Annotated in this window: 17 protein-coding genes; 1 reads left to right on the forward strand and 16 read right to left on the reverse strand. The window is 59.7% G+C overall.

All coding sequences use genetic code 11. The features are described from left to right. Positions 1 to 58: 58 nt before the first annotated feature. A complete protein-coding gene (locus RXV79_RS27160) occupies positions 59 to 571 on the reverse strand; it encodes a hypothetical protein (protein WP_316704261.1) in 513 nt (170 codons plus the stop codon). A 72-nt stretch (positions 572 to 643) separates the two neighbouring features. On the opposite strand from RXV79_RS27160, the gene RXV79_RS27165 reads away from it, so the two are divergent. Beyond that, positions 644 to 886, forward strand: coding sequence for a hypothetical protein (locus RXV79_RS27165; RefSeq protein ID WP_316704262.1), 243 nt, complete (start codon positions 644 to 646; stop codon positions 884 to 886). Here RXV79_RS27165 and RXV79_RS27170 read toward each other — a convergent pair whose 3' ends face one another. Genes RXV79_RS27170 through RXV79_RS27240 form a run of 15 tightly spaced genes read right to left on the reverse strand, consistent with a single transcriptional unit; the run spans position 887 to position 17876 of the window. Further along, entirely contained in the window at positions 887 to 3799 is a 2913-nt protein-coding gene (locus RXV79_RS27170; protein ID WP_316704265.1) for a conjugal transfer protein TraG N-terminal domain-containing protein, read from the reverse strand. Between the two features lie 19 nt (positions 3800 to 3818). Continuing rightward, complete coding sequence (locus RXV79_RS27175; RefSeq protein WP_316704267.1) at positions 3819 to 5258, reverse strand: conjugal transfer protein TraH; 1440 nt, start codon at positions 5256 to 5258, stop codon at positions 3819 to 3821. Between the two features lie 14 nt (positions 5259 to 5272). Beyond that, entirely contained in the window at positions 5273 to 6154 is an 882-nt protein-coding gene (traF, locus tag RXV79_RS27180; RefSeq protein ID WP_316704268.1) for a conjugal transfer protein TraF, read from the reverse strand. 4 nt (positions 6155 to 6158) lie between these two features. Further along, positions 6159 to 6569 carry a hypothetical protein gene (locus RXV79_RS27185; RefSeq protein WP_316704270.1) on the reverse strand — a complete coding sequence of 137 codons (411 nt, stop codon included), beginning with the start codon at positions 6567 to 6569 and terminating at the stop codon, positions 6159 to 6161. Further along, complete coding sequence (locus RXV79_RS27190) at positions 6566 to 8770, reverse strand: conjugal transfer protein TraN (protein WP_316704271.1); 2205 nt, start codon at positions 8768 to 8770, stop codon at positions 6566 to 6568. The genes RXV79_RS27185 and RXV79_RS27190 overlap by 4 nt, the downstream gene beginning before the upstream one ends. Then, positions 8767 to 9516, reverse strand: a complete 750-nt coding sequence (gene trbC, locus RXV79_RS27195) for a type-F conjugative transfer system pilin assembly protein TrbC (RefSeq protein ID WP_316704272.1) — start codon at positions 9514 to 9516, stop codon at positions 8767 to 8769. The genes RXV79_RS27190 and trbC overlap by 4 nt, the downstream gene beginning before the upstream one ends. Positions 9517 to 9518: 2 nt before the next feature. Then, positions 9519 to 10550 carry a TraU family protein gene (locus RXV79_RS27200; protein WP_316704273.1) on the reverse strand — a complete coding sequence of 344 codons (1032 nt, stop codon included), beginning with the start codon at positions 10548 to 10550 and terminating at the stop codon, positions 9519 to 9521. Beyond that, positions 10547 to 11176, reverse strand: coding sequence for a type-F conjugative transfer system protein TraW (traW, locus tag RXV79_RS27205; RefSeq protein ID WP_316704274.1), 630 nt, complete (start codon positions 11174 to 11176; stop codon positions 10547 to 10549). Before traW ends, RXV79_RS27200 begins: the two co-directional genes overlap by 4 nt. Before the next feature lie 4 nt (positions 11177 to 11180). Then, positions 11181 to 11516, reverse strand: a complete 336-nt coding sequence (locus RXV79_RS27210; protein WP_316704275.1) for a hypothetical protein — start codon at positions 11514 to 11516, stop codon at positions 11181 to 11183. Between the two features lie 8 nt (positions 11517 to 11524). Beyond that, positions 11525 to 12100: a conjugative transfer signal peptidase TraF gene (gene traF / locus RXV79_RS27215; RefSeq protein WP_316704276.1), complete on the reverse strand. Its 576-nt coding sequence runs from the start codon at positions 12098 to 12100 to the stop codon at positions 11525 to 11527. Next, positions 12097 to 12456, reverse strand: coding sequence for a hypothetical protein (locus RXV79_RS27220; protein ID WP_316704278.1), 360 nt, complete (start codon positions 12454 to 12456; stop codon positions 12097 to 12099). Before RXV79_RS27220 ends, traF (RXV79_RS27215) begins: the two co-directional genes overlap by 4 nt. Further along, positions 12453 to 15029: a type IV secretion system protein TraC gene (gene traC, locus RXV79_RS27225; protein ID WP_316704537.1), complete on the reverse strand. Its 2577-nt coding sequence runs from the start codon at positions 15027 to 15029 to the stop codon at positions 12453 to 12455. Before traC ends, RXV79_RS27220 begins: the two co-directional genes overlap by 4 nt. 39 nt (positions 15030 to 15068) lie before the next feature. Further along, positions 15069 to 15674, reverse strand: coding sequence for a TraV family lipoprotein (locus RXV79_RS27230; protein ID WP_316704279.1), 606 nt, complete (start codon positions 15672 to 15674; stop codon positions 15069 to 15071). Continuing rightward, positions 15671 to 16486, reverse strand: coding sequence for a DsbC family protein (locus tag RXV79_RS27235; RefSeq protein ID WP_316704281.1), 816 nt, complete (start codon positions 16484 to 16486; stop codon positions 15671 to 15673). The genes RXV79_RS27230 and RXV79_RS27235 overlap by 4 nt, the downstream gene beginning before the upstream one ends. Further along, the gene (locus RXV79_RS27240; RefSeq protein ID WP_316704283.1) at positions 16473 to 17876 is read right to left on the reverse strand and encodes a TraB/TrbI/VirB10 family type IV secretion system protein; all 1404 of its coding nucleotides are present in this window, start codon (positions 17874 to 17876) and stop codon (positions 16473 to 16475) included. The genes RXV79_RS27235 and RXV79_RS27240 overlap by 14 nt, the downstream gene beginning before the upstream one ends. Positions 17877 to 17878: the final 2 nt, after the last annotated feature.

The following is a 17878-nucleotide window of genomic DNA, read 5'->3' on the forward strand; positions in this document are numbered from 1 at the left end:
AAGGCCCGCGTTGCGAGCGATGAAGGCGACAAGTGGAATGTTCTAGCCCGACAGGGCGTCAGCGCGCATCGCGGCGTGAAGCGAGCCTTTTGGCCAGGGCTTCAACGGACTCCTCTTGATTGAGCCTTGCGAGGTCATCTGCCAGCTGCTTCTGCTTTGAGATCGGGCAGCGGAGTTCAAAGCCAGGAACCATGCGATTCAGGTTGGTCGTAAAGGGAACCGACGTTCTGACGACAGTCGACGAAGCGCAGGCCGAATGGGCGATCTTCTCCAAAGATGCTTGATCGAGTTGACGAGCAGCATCGCCATGAACAACGAGCGTCTGACCATCGGCACAGCGGCTCGATACGAAGCCGGCGCCGACCCGAAACAGGAGGTCTGCTTGGTCGCTCACTCGAGCGTTTCCGGGAACAAAAACCAGTGAGCCAAGATTGCCAGTGGTGTTCGGACCGAGGTCACAGATGGTGTCGTCGGTCGGCTTGTTCGGACGAAGCGACACAGCCCAAGAAACTGCCGGCAACGCAATGGCGACCGCAGCGGCGAGAAGAACTGAAGAACGCGTTTGCATCATGACAGGCCCCCTTGCTTTTCGGATCGAACAAGTATATTTGGAGTGCGGTGCACACCGCATGGGAGATCGACTATGAAAAACAAACTGTTCCTGTCAATCGTCGCGACCTTCGCAAGCTCGGCTGCGTTTGCTGCAGATGCCGCGGCTCGCTCGCGGAGCACCGTAACCGGCGTTCTTGTGCTGCTGTTGGTTGTCGCCGGCGCCTACCTCTTCGTCTTCCTGACTCGGGGCGGCGTCGACCGAAAGCACTCGAACCCGATGGACTTCGACAAGTTCACGACGCCGTCAGACCGCCCCAGCATCGAGCGGTACTGATCACTTTCGAGGTTTTCTCTGGCCCGAGCTGGGCATCATGGTGGGAATCTCGGACGTGGCATTGCGATCCTGCTGGAGCGGGCTATTGGCCGCGCGAACGCGTGCCTCTTCCAGGCGAGCATTTCGCTCGCCTTCGTTCTCGATCACGTCGTCGCCAAGCATCTGGGCGGAGCGTGCCGCCATGCTGTCGGAGGTCTTGAGGGTGCCGCCCTCGGTACGAGTGAGCTTGTGCCGTTCGTTGAATGTGCCGATGTCCTGGCTGGCAGTGGCTGTTGCGCGCGAGCCGTCAGCGGAAACAGAGCTTCGGAACTCAGCTGGGTTGGCCAACGGGTCGTTTGCTCCGCCTCCGAGCGGTGCAGAGGGCATGGACGCCGAGCCAGGCGAACCGACAGAAGGTGCACGACCCGGTGAAGGAAGGGCTCCGTTTCTAACCGACGAATCGTTGCCGGCACCAATGCCACCGATGTTTGGATTGACCGCTGAGTCCGAGCGAGAAGACTCGAAGCGCTCTCTTGCCGCGCCGGCGGAGCCGAGGGTCGGTGACCCGTCCCGGAAAGTAGTGGGAGTGGTTGCAAGCGATCCGATCTTGGATGCCCAGAAGGCTTGGAGGGCCTGGGGGTTGTCCCTGTAGTTCGCAGCTTCGGCCTCGTTGGCCATGACCATCTCGAAGAATGCAGGGTCTTTGGAGATGTCTCGACTGATGGTCGTGCCATTGACGAGTGCCGATTGGACCTGTTGCGCCCAGCTTGAGGCCTCGGCGTACTTGCGCTCGGCGGTTTGGGAGCGCTGGGCCGTCTGGGTGAGAGCCGATGCAAGGCTCGAACCACTGCTACCGTCTTGGCTCAGGCGGTTCATGAAGGTCGTGTCGCGGCTGACTCGGTCTGAGAAGGCTCGTGCGGTCTTGAAGGAATCGGAATTGGCGCGATCCAAGATGGCTTTCTCGTCGTCGCTGAGTTTGACGCCATAACGCTTCTCGACAGCAGCACCACCACCCACACCGCCGGCGCCGGGCATGGCGCCAAACTTGAGAAGGACGCCAGCCACCTGGTCCTCGCTGTAGCCGGTTCCCTTCGTGATCCGCTTCACTTCCGAAGACAGCGACTCAGCAGCGCGGCTGAGGTCCTCACCGGCAGCGCGCGACTGCCCTGCGGCGCTAGAAGACGAGGTAGTGCTGGTGCGAACCTTATTGAAGGCTTGTGTCAGCGCGGAAGACTGAGCGCTTCCGGCAGACAACATGTCCGACGCCGCCGCAGAAGCGGTCTGATTCGCTTGCTCAACGTCGCTCTGTGTGGCCTGCGTTTGGATGATCGTGGAAGTGATGCCTTCGTTCTTGAGCAAGCTGACAGCCTTGCGGCCGACGCCGTCGGAAGTGATCCAGGCAGCTTGTGCGTTTTGGGCTTTGGAGACGAAGGGATTGGAGGTCGACGGGCTGACCATCCGTTGATCCATAGTCACGTTGCCCATACTGACGTTGCCAGAAGCAGCGGCCGCGCTTGCCGATGCAGCGGTGGACTGCATGGCAGACACGCCACCGATGAGCGTAGAACCGAAGTTCGAAAGCTTGTTGGCGAGCGACCATGCGAGATAGGGGATGGCCATGATCAAGTAAGACACAACGGCCTGACCGGAAATCGCATTCGAGTAGATAGGACCCGCCGTGGTTGCCGATAGGGTCGAGACTCCAGTTCCGAGGTCTGCAGCAGAAGCGGTCTGCATTTCGGAAAAGGACGTGGCCATGTAGTTCAAGATCGCGTAAAGAGGCGGCCACAACTGGATCGAGATGAGAACCGAAACGTAAGCCAAGAACATCGTGACGGTGTGTTTGCCGGTCGACAAGAAGAGCAGAAGGATGATGATCGGGAAGATGGCGTAGATCAGCGCTTCAGCAACGTTGCGGATGACAGGCAGAGCGTCGGCAGCAATCTTGGCGCCATTGATCCATGCTGAGTTTTGCTGGGCCACTGCATTGGCTCGGGCGGTAGCTCCCAGCATGCAGGTCGGGTCATTGATCTGTTGGCACGACATCTCGGCCGCGTCGCGTACGGCATTGATCATCGCGTTCTGCAAGATCAAAGTGGACGCAGTTGATGATGCGGTGGCGATCTGAGCTCTGGCGTAAGCGGTGTAGATCTGGTTGTCGACTCGCACACCAGCTGTAGCAGGAGAAAGAGTGGGATTGAGTGCTCGGGCAAGGGTCATGCGGAGAGCATTCACATTGGCCGGCACCCGCGTGCTCAGAATGTTGTAGGCGTCAACGCACGTGGCTGCTGTCAATCCGCCAGAGGTGGTCACTCGGGTGAACCGTGCGGGATTGGTGTTGGCGATGAGGGACCAGATGTCGTCGGTTTGAGCGAGTGCATTCGCGCTGATGCTGCCGTCCGCAACGTCGTAGGCCGTGCAGTTGGTCAGGAAGCTCATCAGGTCGGCCTTGAAGCCGGTCTCAGGAAAAGAGACAGATCTGGTCTGTTGAATGATGCGACTTCCGAACATCAGGCCCGTTTGCTGGTAGCTCAACTCGGCTGGAAGAGCAGCGGGACCAGGAATGATCTGAAAGGCCGTCTCAAAAAACTCGGTGACGGCGTTGCCAACCGTGCTCGTCAACGAGCCGAGAGATGCGATCCCGAGGGGAACGTTGTCGACGACTTGCACCGGCCCTGCGCCGGTCTTGTCGATGATTTGCACAGTCACCCGGGGAAGAAACAAGACGCAGTAGACGATCACCACGCTGCCTAGCCATTGCCAGCCTTGCAGCTTCTGTGGCGCCAAAGCGTAGGAAAAGAGGGCGGCGATGAAGCCAACGAAGAGGATCACCGCAAGCACGCCCATGTAGCCCGCGGACGCCATGACGGCCGCAATGGCATTGAAGATGCCGAACAGGCTTGCGCTGTTGTGATACGCGTAGATCTCCCACATGGCGTTCTAGCTCCCGAAATCAGTTGGTCCGGCGGTTCGAGTACGCGAGCATGTCGAGGACGTTGGGGGACATGTTGGAGCGGATGCTTCGCTCAAGGCGCTCCATGTCCGAGACGACATCGGCGACGGCGCCAAGCTTCTTGTACGCGTTCGTGGACTCGGCGGTGACCTCGTCGCGCATCCGGCGGAGGTCGGTTTGAAGGGTCGTCAGGTCTTGGAGTTGGTCAGCACCGAGACGATAGGAATTCTTCAATGCCGTCAGGGCGACCGTGCTGAACTGGAGCATGAAACCTGCGGTGTACTCGGCGGCGATAACGTCGCGATACTTGTCGATCAGCGTTTGAGGCAAGCCCGTGTTGGGAATGGTGGCCCCCACAGAGAGGATCCGGTAGATCGGCAACGTGGTGTTGTTGACCAACGCAATCTCGGGCGAGGGATTGGGCAGAGCGGTTCTCGTTGCAAGGTGGTTCGCGATGTTTGTGAGGGCGCGTTCGACCTTGGTGGTCATCGGCTCGATCGAAATGTCATCCCGCAGTGTCGGCTCGAGGCAGGTGTCGTAGTTGTTGCACACGAGGTACTGGACGTTGATGTTCGTCCCAGCCGGGTTCACGCCGTAGAGAAGATCCTTGAGTGTCTTGATGGTCGGAGCGAAGTTGGTCGGCTGCATGTTGGCGCTGGCAGGGTGATAGACGACCGTACCAACCATGTTCATGACGAGCTCACGGCTCTGGTCGTCGAGGGAGGGAACACGTTTGAGGAGTTCCCAGGTCAAATTGCCGGTGAATGGCACGAGTTCTGAGACAGCCGGATTTGGGTTGTTGCGGAACGAATCGAGCAACGACGAGAGGTTGCCTCCTGTGCACATGCGCTTGGCTTCCTCCGTGTCAGCAGCGTCACCGTTCTCGACTGCTGCGCGAGTGCACTTGCTTTCGTTGTTGAAGCCGCTGCTGTCCAGAGCCGATTGAACGAGGGCGGACGCGGTCTCGCACGAATTGATGCGAGCGTTGTTCACCATCGTCATCAGATTGGTCATCGTCTTCAGCGTGCTTCCGAAGAGAGGGCTGACCGCGTCGATGGCGAGCTGAAATGCAATGCCAGGCAACGCAGAGCGAATGCGGCGTAGCGCGTCACGGAACTCGGATGCGGCGATATGGGAGAACGATCCGCCGTAAACGTCGATGCCACCGCACGACCCCTTCGCAGATGGCCATGCGATCGACGCAAGCTGGTACGAGCGCTGGGGCACCCGCATGTACACGTTGCCGCCGGTGTACGTGTTCAACGCCTGGCTCTTGAAGGCGCCAGGCGCTGTGTAGTTGCCCATCCCACCGAGACTGTTGAACATGTTGTTCATCTCGGTGTTGAGGTCAGCTGCGCGAATCGGAGTGGTGGTGCTCAGAACGAGGGCAAAGGCAGCGATCGTGGAAACGACCTTGCGGACGAAGCGCATGAAGTTCATGTTGTGCTCCAGAGTTACTGCAGTGCCACTTTTCGAGTGACGGAAGGTGTGAGGGTCGAGGCGCCAGGGGCGGTCACCGTGGTGATCCGCTCAACGAGTTCAGATTCGGACATGACGCCGAATCCGATGGTGGTGATATTTCCGGTAAACGGCTCGGCAACGAAGGTGGCAGGCACGCTTTGAACCCCAAGGGTCTTCGAAATGCCGTTGTCGACCTTGAACTCAGCGAAGCCAGGAATGGGACCGCCATCGAGACTGATGGGCATCACCTTGATGCCGTGCTTTCGCGAGAACGCTTGGACGATGGGAGCAAACGCATGGCAATACTTGCAGTCCGACCTGAAGAAGAACATCAAGACGTGCGATTGACCAAGAGCGGCGAGCGACTCGGACCTGGTGGTGCGTCGTTCATCCTCGTAGACCTGGAGCGCTTTGACGTTAGTAGGACGTCCCTGCGAAGTGACATCGAGGTCGGGGTTGGCCCAGGCGACACGCTGAGCGACATCGGAGAAGTACGAGGCCTGTTTGACGACGAACGCTTCGAGCTCGAGATAGCGCTTCACGTTCTCCTCGGTCGGGCGGACGATGGCAACGTTTCGAGACTCTTCAAGGCGCTTTTGAAGAGCCTCGAACTCCACGATTTCGGGCCGCTTGCTCTCTGGCGCTTTGACCGGAGGCGCCGGCGGCGTTTGAGGTGGCAATGTCTCTTTGATTGGTGCCTTCGGCGGATCGAAGACCTCCGGGTCTTCGTAGAAGTGCCAGCCACGACGCGAGTCAATCCAGAACTTCTGCTTGATCGAAACGGATTCGGTGGAGTCCGAAGGAGTGGTCTGGGCAAAGAGCGATGAAGACGAGAAAGATGCGACCAGTGCGGCGAGGATGAAATAAGTGCGCATCGTGTTACTCCTTCGGAGAGGGCTTGGGTTGCTGTGAGACGCTCCGAACGTAGTCGGCTGGCTGTGTGCCGTCACGGCAGAGTCCGATTTCGATGACGGAGGTGGTGCTGCGACGCTTGTCACCTGGCCTTTTTCCCCTCACCTGCTCGAACTTCACGTTGAGCAGGCGACATCCTTCCTGAGGTAGACGCCGGACCGTTGAGACGTCGATGAGGATTGCGTCAGACGGACCGTATTTGGCAGCCACGTCTTGAGCAAGCTTGCCAACAAGGATGCCCTTCGCGCTTCCATCCGGTGTGTCGAATGCGGAAAGCATGAGAGAGATGCTGTCAGTTACAGGCGCACGGTCGGTGGCCTGGGGCCAGGCGAAGGCGTGCAGCGTGAGCAGCAGGACTGCGAGCGAGGAGCGTTTCATTCGCACTTCCCCTGTCCGTAGTAGCACTGTGCGATGCGGGAAAGGTTTCTCTGCTGAGCGGCCGCGAGGTCTGGCGGATTTGCGACGATGGATGCATAGAACTCGCTGAGGTCCATCGTTGCGAAGTTGAGTCGCTGAAGCTGGGCGACGGTGAAGCCGCTGCAGTCTGGCCCTTGGGCAGAACCCCAGCTCTTGCCGATCTGCACGCGGCCTTGCTCGTTGATGACACGTGCGAGGATCGAGTTGAAGCAGCACTTCATGGTGGTGGTGGTGATGCAACTCACGCAATGACCGAGCACGCGGACGCATGAAGAGCACCAGTCACCGATGGTGTGGCAGAGACGGGCGCCCTCCTTGAGAGAGGTCCGAACCTCATCGTCGGAGCACCCGGCAGTGCGCTGAAGGAGCAGGGACGTCAGGCCGTAAGACATGAACATGCCGAGGCCGTCGCCGGTCAACAGGGTGTACACGTAAGCAGACCCTTGGATGTAGACCGAATCCATGATTCCGGACCCGCGAGGATCACTCGAACAGCAATTGAAGGCGAGATTGTTGCGACACGTATTGGGTTCACCAGAGAAGACGGTGAGCGTGTTCGGGTCTAGGTGAGAGCCTGCCTGCCTGGCAGCTTCGAGTTGAGAAATTGCTCGCGCGAAGTCGGAGTCAGGAGTTTTGGTTGTGTCGAAGCATGCGTCACCAATGCAGGAAACATTGCGAGGGCAGTTGGTGAGGGTCGTGTTGGTACCGGCCGGGACTGGGCACGAATACTGGTCGCGATGCACCTGGCACAATCCTGTGGCTGCGCTGACCTGGGTGCATGTAGTGCCGACTTGAGTGCAACCCGATGAGGCGAGGGTTTCGCACTGGTTTGCGATGTTCGAACCAGAGCAGGACATGCTGCTCGCGTATTCCCAGCACTGACGAGTGACAGCAATGCCGTCAACCATCTTGGTAGATGGTCCGTCAACGCAGACAGGTGCGGTCTCGATGTTGCAGCGGCCGCCGGCGGTGAGGGTGGGGCATTGGTCTGCCCACGCGTCATGCTGTGTGACGGTGCTGTTCGCCTTCGTGTAGTTCAGGGTAATGGTGGGGATAGAGCCGAAGGCTGGGTTGAATTGCCAACCAACGATCGAGCGGGTGGCAACAACGTCAACGTAGAAGTATTCGAGGAACTCGGACCCTAGCGCGTAGACGTAGTACCCCGAAGGGCCGGAACGGGCATAACAGGTCCCGACATCGAGAGGAAGATTCTCGAATGTTCGAAACCCAGTCCCATCTGTAGAACCTGCCGGACAAGCGGAATAGATGTTGATGAAGGGAGTCTCTGTGGTGAACGATTCCCCAGAGCCGATGGTGCGTGTTGTAGGTGCCAGAGCGAGGCTAAGGGAGCAGTTGTCGCCGGTGCAGCTGCTCCCAGTCATGTAGACGTTGACAGGCACGTAGCCGATCCAGGGGTCAATCTCGTTGCCCGCGGTGGCAATCACGCTGGGAGGGCTCGTGGGCGGGAGGGTCATGTTCACGTCGAACTGGCTGACCTCCGTTGAGCCGCTGAGGATTCGGAAATGCTGATTTGTGTCGTTGGCTTCAGGCCTGCATTGAACTTGGAGGCCAGTGGAGCCGCTGGTGGCAGACGCGTACCAACTACGGATCTCGCAATTCGGCGTGCGCTCTATGCGCACCGAAAGCGTGTTCGAACAGGCATATGCGCCTATGCCTTCAAAGCGTGTGCACGTGCGCAACTCGTTGGTTGCGGGCGAGGGGGTGTCCGTCCGCGTGCAGCCGGGATAGAACTCAGACAGATCGCCAAGGATGGTGGCAGGTGAGGCTGCGATGTTCCGCGTGTTGACCACGTCGGGATCGCTCGGAGAAACGCCCTGGCGAGGAGTGTTTGCCGAGGTCGTAGCCGAGACGACTCCTTGGCAGCTGGGGTCGTTTTGGTTAGTGGTCTGGCAGGCCGCTAGTCTGGCTTGAGCATCTGATCGGACCGACCCACGCGAAGCCGTTTCAGGCGGGTTGTTGGTGTATCCCGGGGTGATGGTCCGGACCTCGGTATCGCTCAGATTTGGACGAACAGCTTGGTTTGCGGCGTTTCCCGCAGCGCGACCTTGAGCCGCGGCCTCCGAGCTACTTGATTGGGCGAAAGATGCCGAAGCAGCGATCGAGAGAAGGATCGCCAGAGAATGTCCTTTGAAGGATGTCATCGCGTCCTCCGGGTCTTGGAGAGCAAGGTAGCTGCGTCCTTAGCGAACGCAGGCGAGGACCGCTGGAAGAACTCCAACGCGTATTCAATGGACACGTCGCCGGAAGCCGATATGAAGTTGGCGGGCGGGACGCAGGTTCCAGTTGCGCAGGGGACAGGAAGAGCCCCCGGCTTCACCATGACGAAGGTGGGCGCCTTGGTGATGGCGAAGCGGTCGAAAGCCTGGGGGTCGATCTGGATCGAAACGTTCTTACGCTCACCGATCATGGCTTTGATGCGCCCCATGGTCTTCTTCAAAGAGCCTTCATGGAACCCACGGACGAGCAAGGTCGCGTCGGTGCGAGATGCCTGATCAACGAGCCGCTTGAGAGTTGCTTCCGGCATCGAGAAGCTGACGAATACCAACAAGGTGAGCCGGTCGTTGTACATCTGGGCCGGCTTCTTCTCCAGTTGCTCGAAGCCCTTCGCTATTTCGGCAAGATCGACGGACTTGGAAGAGCCCTTTGCGTTTGGCAGCGCGTCGACGTTCGGAGTGGAGAACTGGGCGCCAGAGATCTCGGCCTCAGTAGGCTGACGATTGACCTTTGCAGCGCGATCCATGTCACTTTGCGTGATGACAGGATCGGACTTGGCAGCGCGGTTCAACTCCGCGTCAGAGACAGTGTCCTTGACGGGTTGCGCAAGGGATGCGGCAGCAAATGAACAGGCCGCGACTGCGAATACAACTCGTTGAGGGAAGAGCTTCATGTTTACTCGTCCTCGCTCTCGCAGCAGTTTCTCTTCCTGAACAGCTTGAAGGCGAAGTCCTCGCCCCGTGCAGGGAACTCCTTACCTGAAGCCCAGAAGATCGTTGTGCGACCGAAGGGCTGGCAGCAGCGGCCATCGGGTGAGTCGGTGTAGCCGGTCTGGGGAATCGGGTATGAAAGCGAGGTCTTGTAGCCGGTCTTGTCCATCAGAGGCTCAAGATATGGAGCACACAAGCCGGCAGCCCCGTGCCCAGCCATGGCAAGGTGCTGTCGGTGCAGCTTGGCCGTGAAACGATGAAGGATCAGCTCAGCGGTTCTGACGCCGCCCATGTGATACGGGACATTCCCGTTGAACGGGTAGATGGTCCCTTGACAGCCGTCGCACCAAAAGAGCTGTGGAAGGCCGAAGCTAAGTGAGGCGGCCAGACAATCGGCCACGCAAGCAGCGATGGTGATGGGGTTCGAGAAAAGAATGGCTTCCGGGTCAAGAATCAAAGTCAACTCGTCGTCAGACCACAGCGGATCAACCTCAGTGATGTAGAGGAGGTCAAACCCGCCCTCCTCAAGGCAGCGGTCGCTGGCAAACGACTCAAGGATGGACATGACCGGGTCCTTGAAGAAGTGAGCCTGGTAAAAGGAACGGCCCACGGGATCGGCTTGGTTTTGGGTGTGCCGCCCTGCCTCTGGTGGCGACGTGCTTCCGCCCATCGTTGTGCCACCTAGCGTTGGAAAGCAGTAGGGAGAACGCACCACTTCAACGGTGCGAACGGGTTCCCAGAAGCCAATGACCAGTCCGAAGTAGGGCTCGGAGGGATAGCAGGAGCAGAACGGCGTCGGAGGGTTGTCCATGCTGTCCTCCTGCGCGCCAATGTTGCCGACAGGAGCATTGCCGATGGTGATGGGCAAGATGCAGGACCAGCAGACGTCGGTGATGGGATTTGCGAACTCGCCGAGGCAGGTCGTGGGCACAACAGCGCCGGCGAGACCCGTCCAGCTGAGTGCAATGGCGACAAGGAACCGAATGAAGGATTTCATTGAAGCACCAGCTCATCGATGCGAAGGCGTCTGCCTTCTTGAGAAACGAGGGCAGGGACTCGGGTGATGCCAAGCTTCTTCACAAGTGAGCCCTGCTGGTCGAAGTAGACGGGCCGGCCCCAGGTCTTCATCAGATCCATGTAGCTGCCGCCGACGAGGATGGGCTTAACCTTTCCTTGGTAAAGGGCGGTCAGCTCTTGAGCTTTGGCCACCTGCTTGGCATCTCGTGCATCGAAGAACAGCAGGTGCTTAGACATCGTCACCACCTCCAAGGGGTTCTTTCGAGTTCCCGCTGGGAAAAGGATCGTCCCGTTGTGGTCGGTGATGTTTCGATCGAGCACAAGGGTCGGGTCGTAGTAGAAGGTGCGGGACTGCGTAGCCTTGGAGAGGCCGGCCAGGGGCTTGGGATTGAACACGTAGTCCTTCGCCTTGGCTGTCGCTGCCTCTTGACGCTTCTTCAACTCGCCGGAAGCCTCCATACGTCGGAGGTTGCTCATGATCTCGTCGAGCAGGTTCTTCTCTGCGATGGGATAAGTGGGGCCGAGCGAGCCCAAATCCTTGGCGGTGGAAGTGAGGGTGAAAGCGAGCAGGAGACTGCACACGACGATGGTGGATGACGGTCGCATGGAATCAACCCCTACGGCAGGCGACGTTGGCGCTCAGGCGCTGAATCTGCGCTGCGTCCCGGTAGTAAGACGCGCGGATCATTTCGAGCAGCACCGGATCGCCGGACTCTTCGGCGACGGCCTTTCGAAGTTCGATGGTGCGCATGGTGCGACCACAGCGCTGCGCGAATGCAGCCATGTAGGCTTCAGCACCTGAGCGCGCAGCAGGTGAGATCACCTCGAGCATTCGAAGGTAGTCATCCAGCTCGACGTTGTCGACTTGGATTGACGAGCGCTCGGATTGGGCGATGGTGCCGGTCATGGTCAGCGACAAGAGCACGGCAACGGCGATTCGACGCATGAGATGACTCAGAAAAGGGGGTGGACCTTGGCGGCAACGTCCGAAGCAGAGACAAGCCCGCTGTTCGCATAGCGAGAGTCGAAGCTATCGGGGCTGGTGCCCTGAACGTAGAAGTGACCCGGTGGAATCAGCACAGACCCAATGGGTTGGAGCTGAAGCTTCTTGTCTTTCGTGTGCGTCTTGGCCCTCCCGACGAATGTGCCGTTGACGAACACGTCACGGTCCTTCGTCGTGACCTGGTCACCCGGTACTCCGACGATCCTCTTGAAGAACGGCTGATGAAGCAGGCCTGGATAGTCTCGTTGTGCCGCTTCTCCAGAGAACGCATACACGATGAAGTCGCCGCGGGAGAGCGACTTCGAGGTGTAGTCGACGTATGCCACCGAGTAGGGAAGGCTGTCAGTCCAGTTGAACAGGATGGGCAGCAGGGGCGCGTGGCCCACCAACAACCGCCAGCCGGCCAGCATCCAGATCACTGCGAGGAGGACGAACAGGTACCACCGACGTCGTGCATCCGAGAGGAGGAGACGCGCGCCGCTGGTAAGGGAAAAGCGACGCTTCTGATGGAGTACCGAATGGTTCATCGCTGATCCAGCTTCGAGCGAAGCGTCGGTGTGAGGTCCACCACATTGGGTGTGCGGCCGACGACGGCGGTCTTGAGCATCACCAGGCAACGGCAATCGCGGGGCAACTCCTCCAGAGCCGTCGTGAGATCTCGAGCGAAACTCGTTGCAGCCTCATGGGCGGTCTTACGGTCAGCATCTGTTTTGCTGGACGACAAGAGCTGTGCGAACTGCGCTTCTTTGGACCGATAGACCTCTGCCAGATCGACGACTCCGATCTGCTGTGAGGGCCGAGCGACGACTCGGTCATATGCAAGCAGGACACAAGCGCTGCACAGGATGGAGATGAGAGCTTGCAAGGCAATTTGGGACTTCATACGGCGTGGCCTCGCTGACGCAAGAGTTCTTCAATCGCCTCTTCGATGGAGTAGCCCGCGTTGCGAAGCTTGTCGAGCGGCGCGTTGTCGTCGATCTTGTTGCTGAAGAGCAAGTGGCAAAAGGGATCGAGGATGTTGCGTGCGACTCCCTCCCCTACAGGGGAAGAGACGTAGAACTCTGAAAACACGCCGGGCTCGGTGCGGAGGGACTGAAGCAACCGCTTCTTCGCTTCGTCCATAGAAATCTTCCCGTGGCGGTCCAACAGTTCAATGGACTCTGGCTTCTGGCGCAGGAGGAACGTCCAGTCCGAGCACTTGAGCGCCGCCTGCATCTGAGGGGAACTGAAGTAGTCATCAGCATCTTGAGTGGCCGTGCCGAGCGCACCACCGTACTTCCGGGCGCGGCGCGCTGCTTCTTCGACCACAGCAGCCTTCACCGGGTCATCGGCACCTGAGTCTCCCAACTGCTGCTTCAGCTCGTCGATGAAGAGAACCTTTTTGCGATCGCGGGTGAGGTACATCTCGCCCGTGATCTGGTACATCAAAAGGATGTTCACGACACCCTGGAGTTCTGGCTTGCGCTTCAACTCTTCGTTCTCGATGACCATGAAATCATTCGAGAAGTCGATGTTGTTGCGACCTTCGAAGAACCTCTCGTACTCGCCTCCCCTGGAGTAAGGGTTGAGCATCACGGCCAGGTCTTTGACCCGCTGGTCGTTGATCAGGCCGAGGTCTCGAATGGTGCCGTCGACAAAAGCGTCTCGCAGTGCAGTGATGGTCAGGTCGCGGCCGTACTGCTTGAACAGGCGAAGGGTCATCGCGCCCAGCGCCTTCATCTGGACTTCTTCCAGCGGAGAAGCCATCGAGCACATCTTTGCGAGCGCAGGCTTCAACATGTCGATGTCTTCGTTGATCCCACCCCGCTCCATACCGTCAGGGCCAATGGTGACTTCCGAGACAACGGAGAACGGATTGATGTTGATGCGGGAGTCCGGACGGAATTCGAGGTGGGTACCGCCAGCTTTGATGCACAACTTCTCGAATGACCGGCCGAGGTCGAGCATCCAAACACGAGCACCAATCGACCGATAGGACCAGGCCATCTCGTTCATCAGGACCGACTTGCCGGATCCGGGCGCTCCGATGATCGAGAAGTTGTAGTTGCCGAGGTCGTTGTCGTAGACGTCGAGCGTCATGATCTGGCCCCGGCGGCCGCCAAACAGCATGGTCGGCGTTTTGGTGCCTCGCCATTCGGCAATGAGCGGTGCCATGTGAATGGCATTGCCCATCGTCTTGCGCGTCACGCGGCGCATCTTCTTGAGATCACCGTGGAACTTGGGCGAGAGTGTCATCGGAAGGCTGGCCAGGAGCGCTTGACGATGCATGTACACGTCCGCGTTCAGCTCGAACCCACGAGCTCGCCAAATGGCCTTTGCTGTCTCTTGCGCAGAGGTCGCTCGCTTGGGAGAGGTGAAGATGGCCAGCTGGTGGTACATCGAGACCAGCATGCCGCCAGCGTCGATGACGTCGTGGGCAACCGTCCAGTCCTTCGCCTTCTTGCCCACGTCGGGCATGATCACTGCCATCTTGCTGCCGGCGTTCTGGGTGGCTCGAACGTGGTTGGCTTGCACGGAGGTGCGTGTCGCGTTGGTGTCCAGGATGTGAACGCCCATCGTGAGCAGGAAGGGTGCATTGAACTGGAGAGCGGGCTGCATCAGGTCTCCGATCAGGGAGCCCATCTGCCAGAGGCCGAACCGCTCAGGAAACGACTTGATCGAGAAAAAGCGAACGTCCAGGCCTTCGCCGCCACCTTCCTTCCACAGGTGGAGGCGATTCGAGTCCGCGTCCTGAATGGTGTCGTGGTCGACAATCTGGTCGCGAATTTCTCGACCGTCGTCGTAGTGAAGGTCCGGCGCATGGGTGGAGGTGATCCGGTCCGGATTGACGAAGAGGGAGCACCAGTTGATCAGGTCAGCGGCGTCGCATACACGATTGGGGAACGAGGCCGAGCGCAGCGTGGTCGAGATGCCGCTGCGCAGTTGGAGCAGCTCCTCGCGAAGGGCTGGCGTGTTCTCCCCATCGATCGTCACGCTCATGATCAGACGGAAGTCACGAATGGTGTAGTGAAAGCCCTCCGTGAGCGACTTTTGGGTGCCGTCGGTGAGATGCTTGAAGCGACGACGTGCAAGCGACCGGAACAGATTGCTGTTGCGCGCAGGCCGCCCCCACTTTTGCGAATTGACGCCTTGGTCCCCGTCCTCCATGCGCATGTTCGCGTAGGCACGAACCTGGCGACGAATGTGCGGAGAGGCAAAGAGGTGAAACTGGATGCCGGTCTTCGCCGGGCAGTTGGCATACAGCGAAATGAGCACCTCGACCATGCGGTCATCGGCACCCGACTGAGGCATCAGCTCGAGCATGAAGCCGAGAGAGTCGCCGTTGATGAAGAGATCGTCTTCAGACACGTAGGCGACGTAGGGGAGCCAGCTCGCAAACTGGTCGGCGGGAGACTCGTCCTTCTTGAACCACCCGGCGCCATCTTCGGCCGCACCGCCGACAAGGCTCTTCAGCATCTCGAGCATTTGGATTCCTTATTTCGAGAAGATGTGGACTCAGTTCTGATTCGCGGCTTGACGTGCGCGAAGTGCCTGAGCAACGCTCGCGGCATCACCGGAAGCAGCGTTCGGAGAAGAGGCCCCGGCAGCAGCTGCAGGGAGTTGGCGCTTCGGCGCCTTGACCGGCGCATAGGGCTCGCGTGCGAGACGCTGAGCGCGGTCGACGAGCCACTGACCGTTGTCGACTTGGACAAACACCAAACTCTCGCCGTTGAGGTCCCGGTCGGCGTCTTCCCAGGGCTTGATCCACAGGCGAAGGATCCGCGGCTGAGAGCGAAGCGGGGCAGCAGCCACTGACGCACCAGGCGAGGAGGGTGACGTAGCGGTCGACATTGAGACGGGGCGATACGAAGGCGCGGTGTCGACCGGAGCAGTCTGAGAGGAGGGCGTGGAGCTGCGGCGTTGCGATGGCAAGTTGTTGGCCATCGAGTTGTAGTACGTGCCAGACACCGAATCACACTTCACGCCTTCAGGGGCCTTGCACCCATAGCTGGAACTTCCGTCAAGGCCTGAAAAGCTGGTGCAGCCGGCAAGTGCGAGAGAAGAGGAGATGACGAAGACCGAGAGTCCAGAGCGAACTGGAGATGTGAAGATGGCGCTCATTGAGCAGACTCCTTCTGAGGCTGGGCTGCCACTTGTGGATTGGCAGTGGGCTTTGCGGCTGCGATACGCCGGTTGATCTCTTCGAGACGGACGAAGCCGGTAGAACGGGTCCCGTCCGCGAAGAAGACGGTGGGGGTGCCGGCCACGCCATAAGAGCGAGCAGCTTCGAGGTTTCGATCGAGCGGGGTTGGGCACTCCGAGGTAGGTGATTCAGGGCGCTGGCCAGAGACCATGAGCGTTGACCAGGCCTTTGATCGATCTGAAGAGCACCAGACTGCTGCCGGGAGGGCGCGGCCCTGGTAGGGCACAAGGAAGGTGTGGATGGTCACGTCCTTCACCTCTGCGAGCTCGTGCTCCAGACGCTGGCAGTACGGGCACGATGGATCGCTGAACACGTAGAGCACCCGCTCTCCTGTCCCACGGACGGTGGTGATTGCGTCCTTGAGCTGAAGTTGGCCAACCTGGATCGGAGCACCGGCGCTGGCCTCTTCTTTCTGCTGGATCACCGGCTTGGCAGCGCGAGTCAGCTTGGGTCCGGTGATATCGGTAAGCGTCTGGGTGTCAAGAACACGGCCAAAGATGAAGTAGCGAGGGTTGCGGGCGGAGACGAATGCGACGTTCTCCCCCATCCAGACTTCATAGATGCCAGGGATCGCGCTTTCGTTGACCGATGTGAAGGTCGTTTGGGGATGAGACTTCTTCAGCGCGGCCAAGAGCTTCGCTTCCCCGGCGTTCGCAGCCACAGCCAAATTCGAGGCAAGCAACGCAGCGGACAGTGAGGCGAGGGCAAAAAATCGTTCAATCTTCTTCATCGCGGACTGCCTTCATATAGCGATCGGCGGGGTCGCCGTACCGCTGGTTGGTTTGGGACGCGTTCGCCTTGGCGGTGTCGCCGCCGTCCAGCTGGACGCCCTTGGTGATGACGACGTCAATCTCCCGACCGGCGTCGATTTCGATCACAGGGAAGGTCTGTTCAGCGAGCTTGATGTAGTACTGCGCCAACCGATCGAGCGCACGACCGACGCCAACGCCGACACCTGCCTTGAAGTTGTCGCTGCCAGTCGCCGTTGTGATCTGACCCAGAGCCGACGTCGCAGTGGTGGTGCTGCTCGTCGAGATGCCCTGCCCAATCCCGCTCACGACACCGGCGAGTAGGGCGTTGGCAAGCATGGTCCCTTGCTTGGTGACAAGTCGGCCACGCATGCCCACCTTGCCGTCCTCACCGTAGACGCTGCCTTGGATACGGACCTCAAGGGCGGTGCCATCGTGTCGTACGCAGGAAAGACTCTCGGTGCGAAGGTATGCGCGCTCAGAGCTGATGTCGCCATAGCCGGCGGCGACGACGAAGCACTCGCGATACTCAGCACGGAAGCGGTTTGGCAGGACGGAGTTGTCTGACAGCTGAATGAGGACGGGGTGTGGGTTGGTTTGTGATTGACCACCGGTTGGTGCGTCCAAGCCGCCCAAAAGGCGCCCGCGCGTAAAGCTCACCGGCAGAAAGTTGTCGATGGTCTGCACCGTGGACGAGCCCTTTCCTTGGCCGCCGGCCGAAGGCACCGGGTCCCCTTCCTTCTTGCTAGCGAGAGTCACTCGCACAAGGCTCGGAACGGCCTGCTGCAGGGGTGCGGCTACCGGTCCTTGGTCCATGGGGCCAGGCACACCGGATGGCATTCCGGTACGCGCAGGAAGCGATCCAGGAGCGGGGGGCAACGAGCCAGGGAACGCAGGGGATGACTGCGGGGGGGCCGCTCCTTGAGCGGTCCGTTCTGGTACGGGAAGGGGTGCCGACGGGAGCGCCGGCGCCGGTTTCGGAGCGTCCGGGGAAGTAGGCGTTGACCGGATCTTCTGTTCGAGTTCGGCGAAGCGGCGCATGAGATCCGCTTCGGTTTCCTTCCGCTCGCGGTTGATGCGCTTCTGCTCTTCGCGGTCGTTCTTGTACTGCTCGAGTTCGCGTCCAGCCTTGCCGATCCAGACTTCCTTCTCGCTCAGTTGCTGGCCTGGGGCCATGAGCTCGACGTTGGTGGCTTTCAGGTCACCCGGGGCCGGGCCGGTCTGCTTCTTTGGTGAGTCCGAGGTGCCGCTGGACATCGCGAGCCAAAGAATGCAAACGCAGGCGGCACCGATGCCACCGAAGGTCAGCCACTGCTTCGAGCGTGGCGACAGGGAAGCCAACGACCCTTCAATTCGTTCACGAAGCTTCATGG

The organism is Piscinibacter gummiphilus (assembly GCF_032681285.1).
Taxonomy (GTDB): domain Bacteria; phylum Pseudomonadota; class Gammaproteobacteria; order Burkholderiales; family Burkholderiaceae_C; genus Rhizobacter; species Rhizobacter gummiphilus_A.

Excerpts from the sequence above, each read along its gene's own strand:
- RXV79_RS27170 (WP_316704265.1), bottom strand. The coding sequence starts at position 3,799 with ATGTGGGAGATCTACGCGTATCACAACAGCGCAAGCCTGTTCGGCATC.
- trbC (WP_316704272.1), bottom strand. The coding sequence starts at position 9,516 with ATGAAGCTCTTCCCTCAACGAGTTGTATTCGCAGTCGCGGCCTGTTCA.
- RXV79_RS27165 (WP_316704262.1), top strand. The coding sequence starts at position 644 with ATGAAAAACAAACTGTTCCTGTCAATCGTCGCGACCTTCGCAAGCTCG.
- RXV79_RS27190 (WP_316704271.1), bottom strand. The coding sequence starts at position 8,770 with ATGACATCCTTCAAAGGACATTCTCTGGCGATCCTTCTCTCGATCGCT.
- RXV79_RS27160 (WP_316704261.1), bottom strand. The coding sequence starts at position 571 with ATGATGCAAACGCGTTCTTCAGTTCTTCTCGCCGCTGCGGTCGCCATT.
- traF (WP_316704276.1), bottom strand. The coding sequence starts at position 12,100 with ATGAACCATTCGGTACTCCATCAGAAGCGTCGCTTTTCCCTTACCAGC.
- traF (WP_316704268.1), bottom strand. The coding sequence starts at position 6,154 with ATGCGCACTTATTTCATCCTCGCCGCACTGGTCGCATCTTTCTCGTCT.
- RXV79_RS27185 (WP_316704270.1), bottom strand. The coding sequence starts at position 6,569 with ATGAAACGCTCCTCGCTCGCAGTCCTGCTGCTCACGCTGCACGCCTTC.
- RXV79_RS27230 (WP_316704279.1), bottom strand. The coding sequence starts at position 15,674 with ATGAGCGCCATCTTCACATCTCCAGTTCGCTCTGGACTCTCGGTCTTC.
- RXV79_RS27175 (WP_316704267.1), bottom strand. The coding sequence starts at position 5,258 with ATGAACTTCATGCGCTTCGTCCGCAAGGTCGTTTCCACGATCGCTGCC.
- traW (WP_316704274.1), bottom strand. The coding sequence starts at position 11,176 with ATGCGACCGTCATCCACCATCGTCGTGTGCAGTCTCCTGCTCGCTTTC.
- traC (WP_316704537.1), bottom strand. The coding sequence starts at position 15,029 with ATGCTGAAGAGCCTTGTCGGCGGTGCGGCCGAAGATGGCGCCGGGTGG.
- RXV79_RS27220 (WP_316704278.1), bottom strand. The coding sequence starts at position 12,456 with ATGAAGTCCCAAATTGCCTTGCAAGCTCTCATCTCCATCCTGTGCAGC.
- RXV79_RS27210 (WP_316704275.1), bottom strand. The coding sequence starts at position 11,516 with ATGCGTCGAATCGCCGTTGCCGTGCTCTTGTCGCTGACCATGACCGGC.
- RXV79_RS27200 (WP_316704273.1), bottom strand. The coding sequence starts at position 10,550 with ATGAAATCCTTCATTCGGTTCCTTGTCGCCATTGCACTCAGCTGGACG.
- RXV79_RS27235 (WP_316704281.1), bottom strand. The coding sequence starts at position 16,486 with ATGAAGAAGATTGAACGATTTTTTGCCCTCGCCTCACTGTCCGCTGCG.
- RXV79_RS27240 (WP_316704283.1), bottom strand. The coding sequence starts at position 17,876 with ATGAAGCTTCGTGAACGAATTGAAGGGTCGTTGGCTTCCCTGTCGCCA.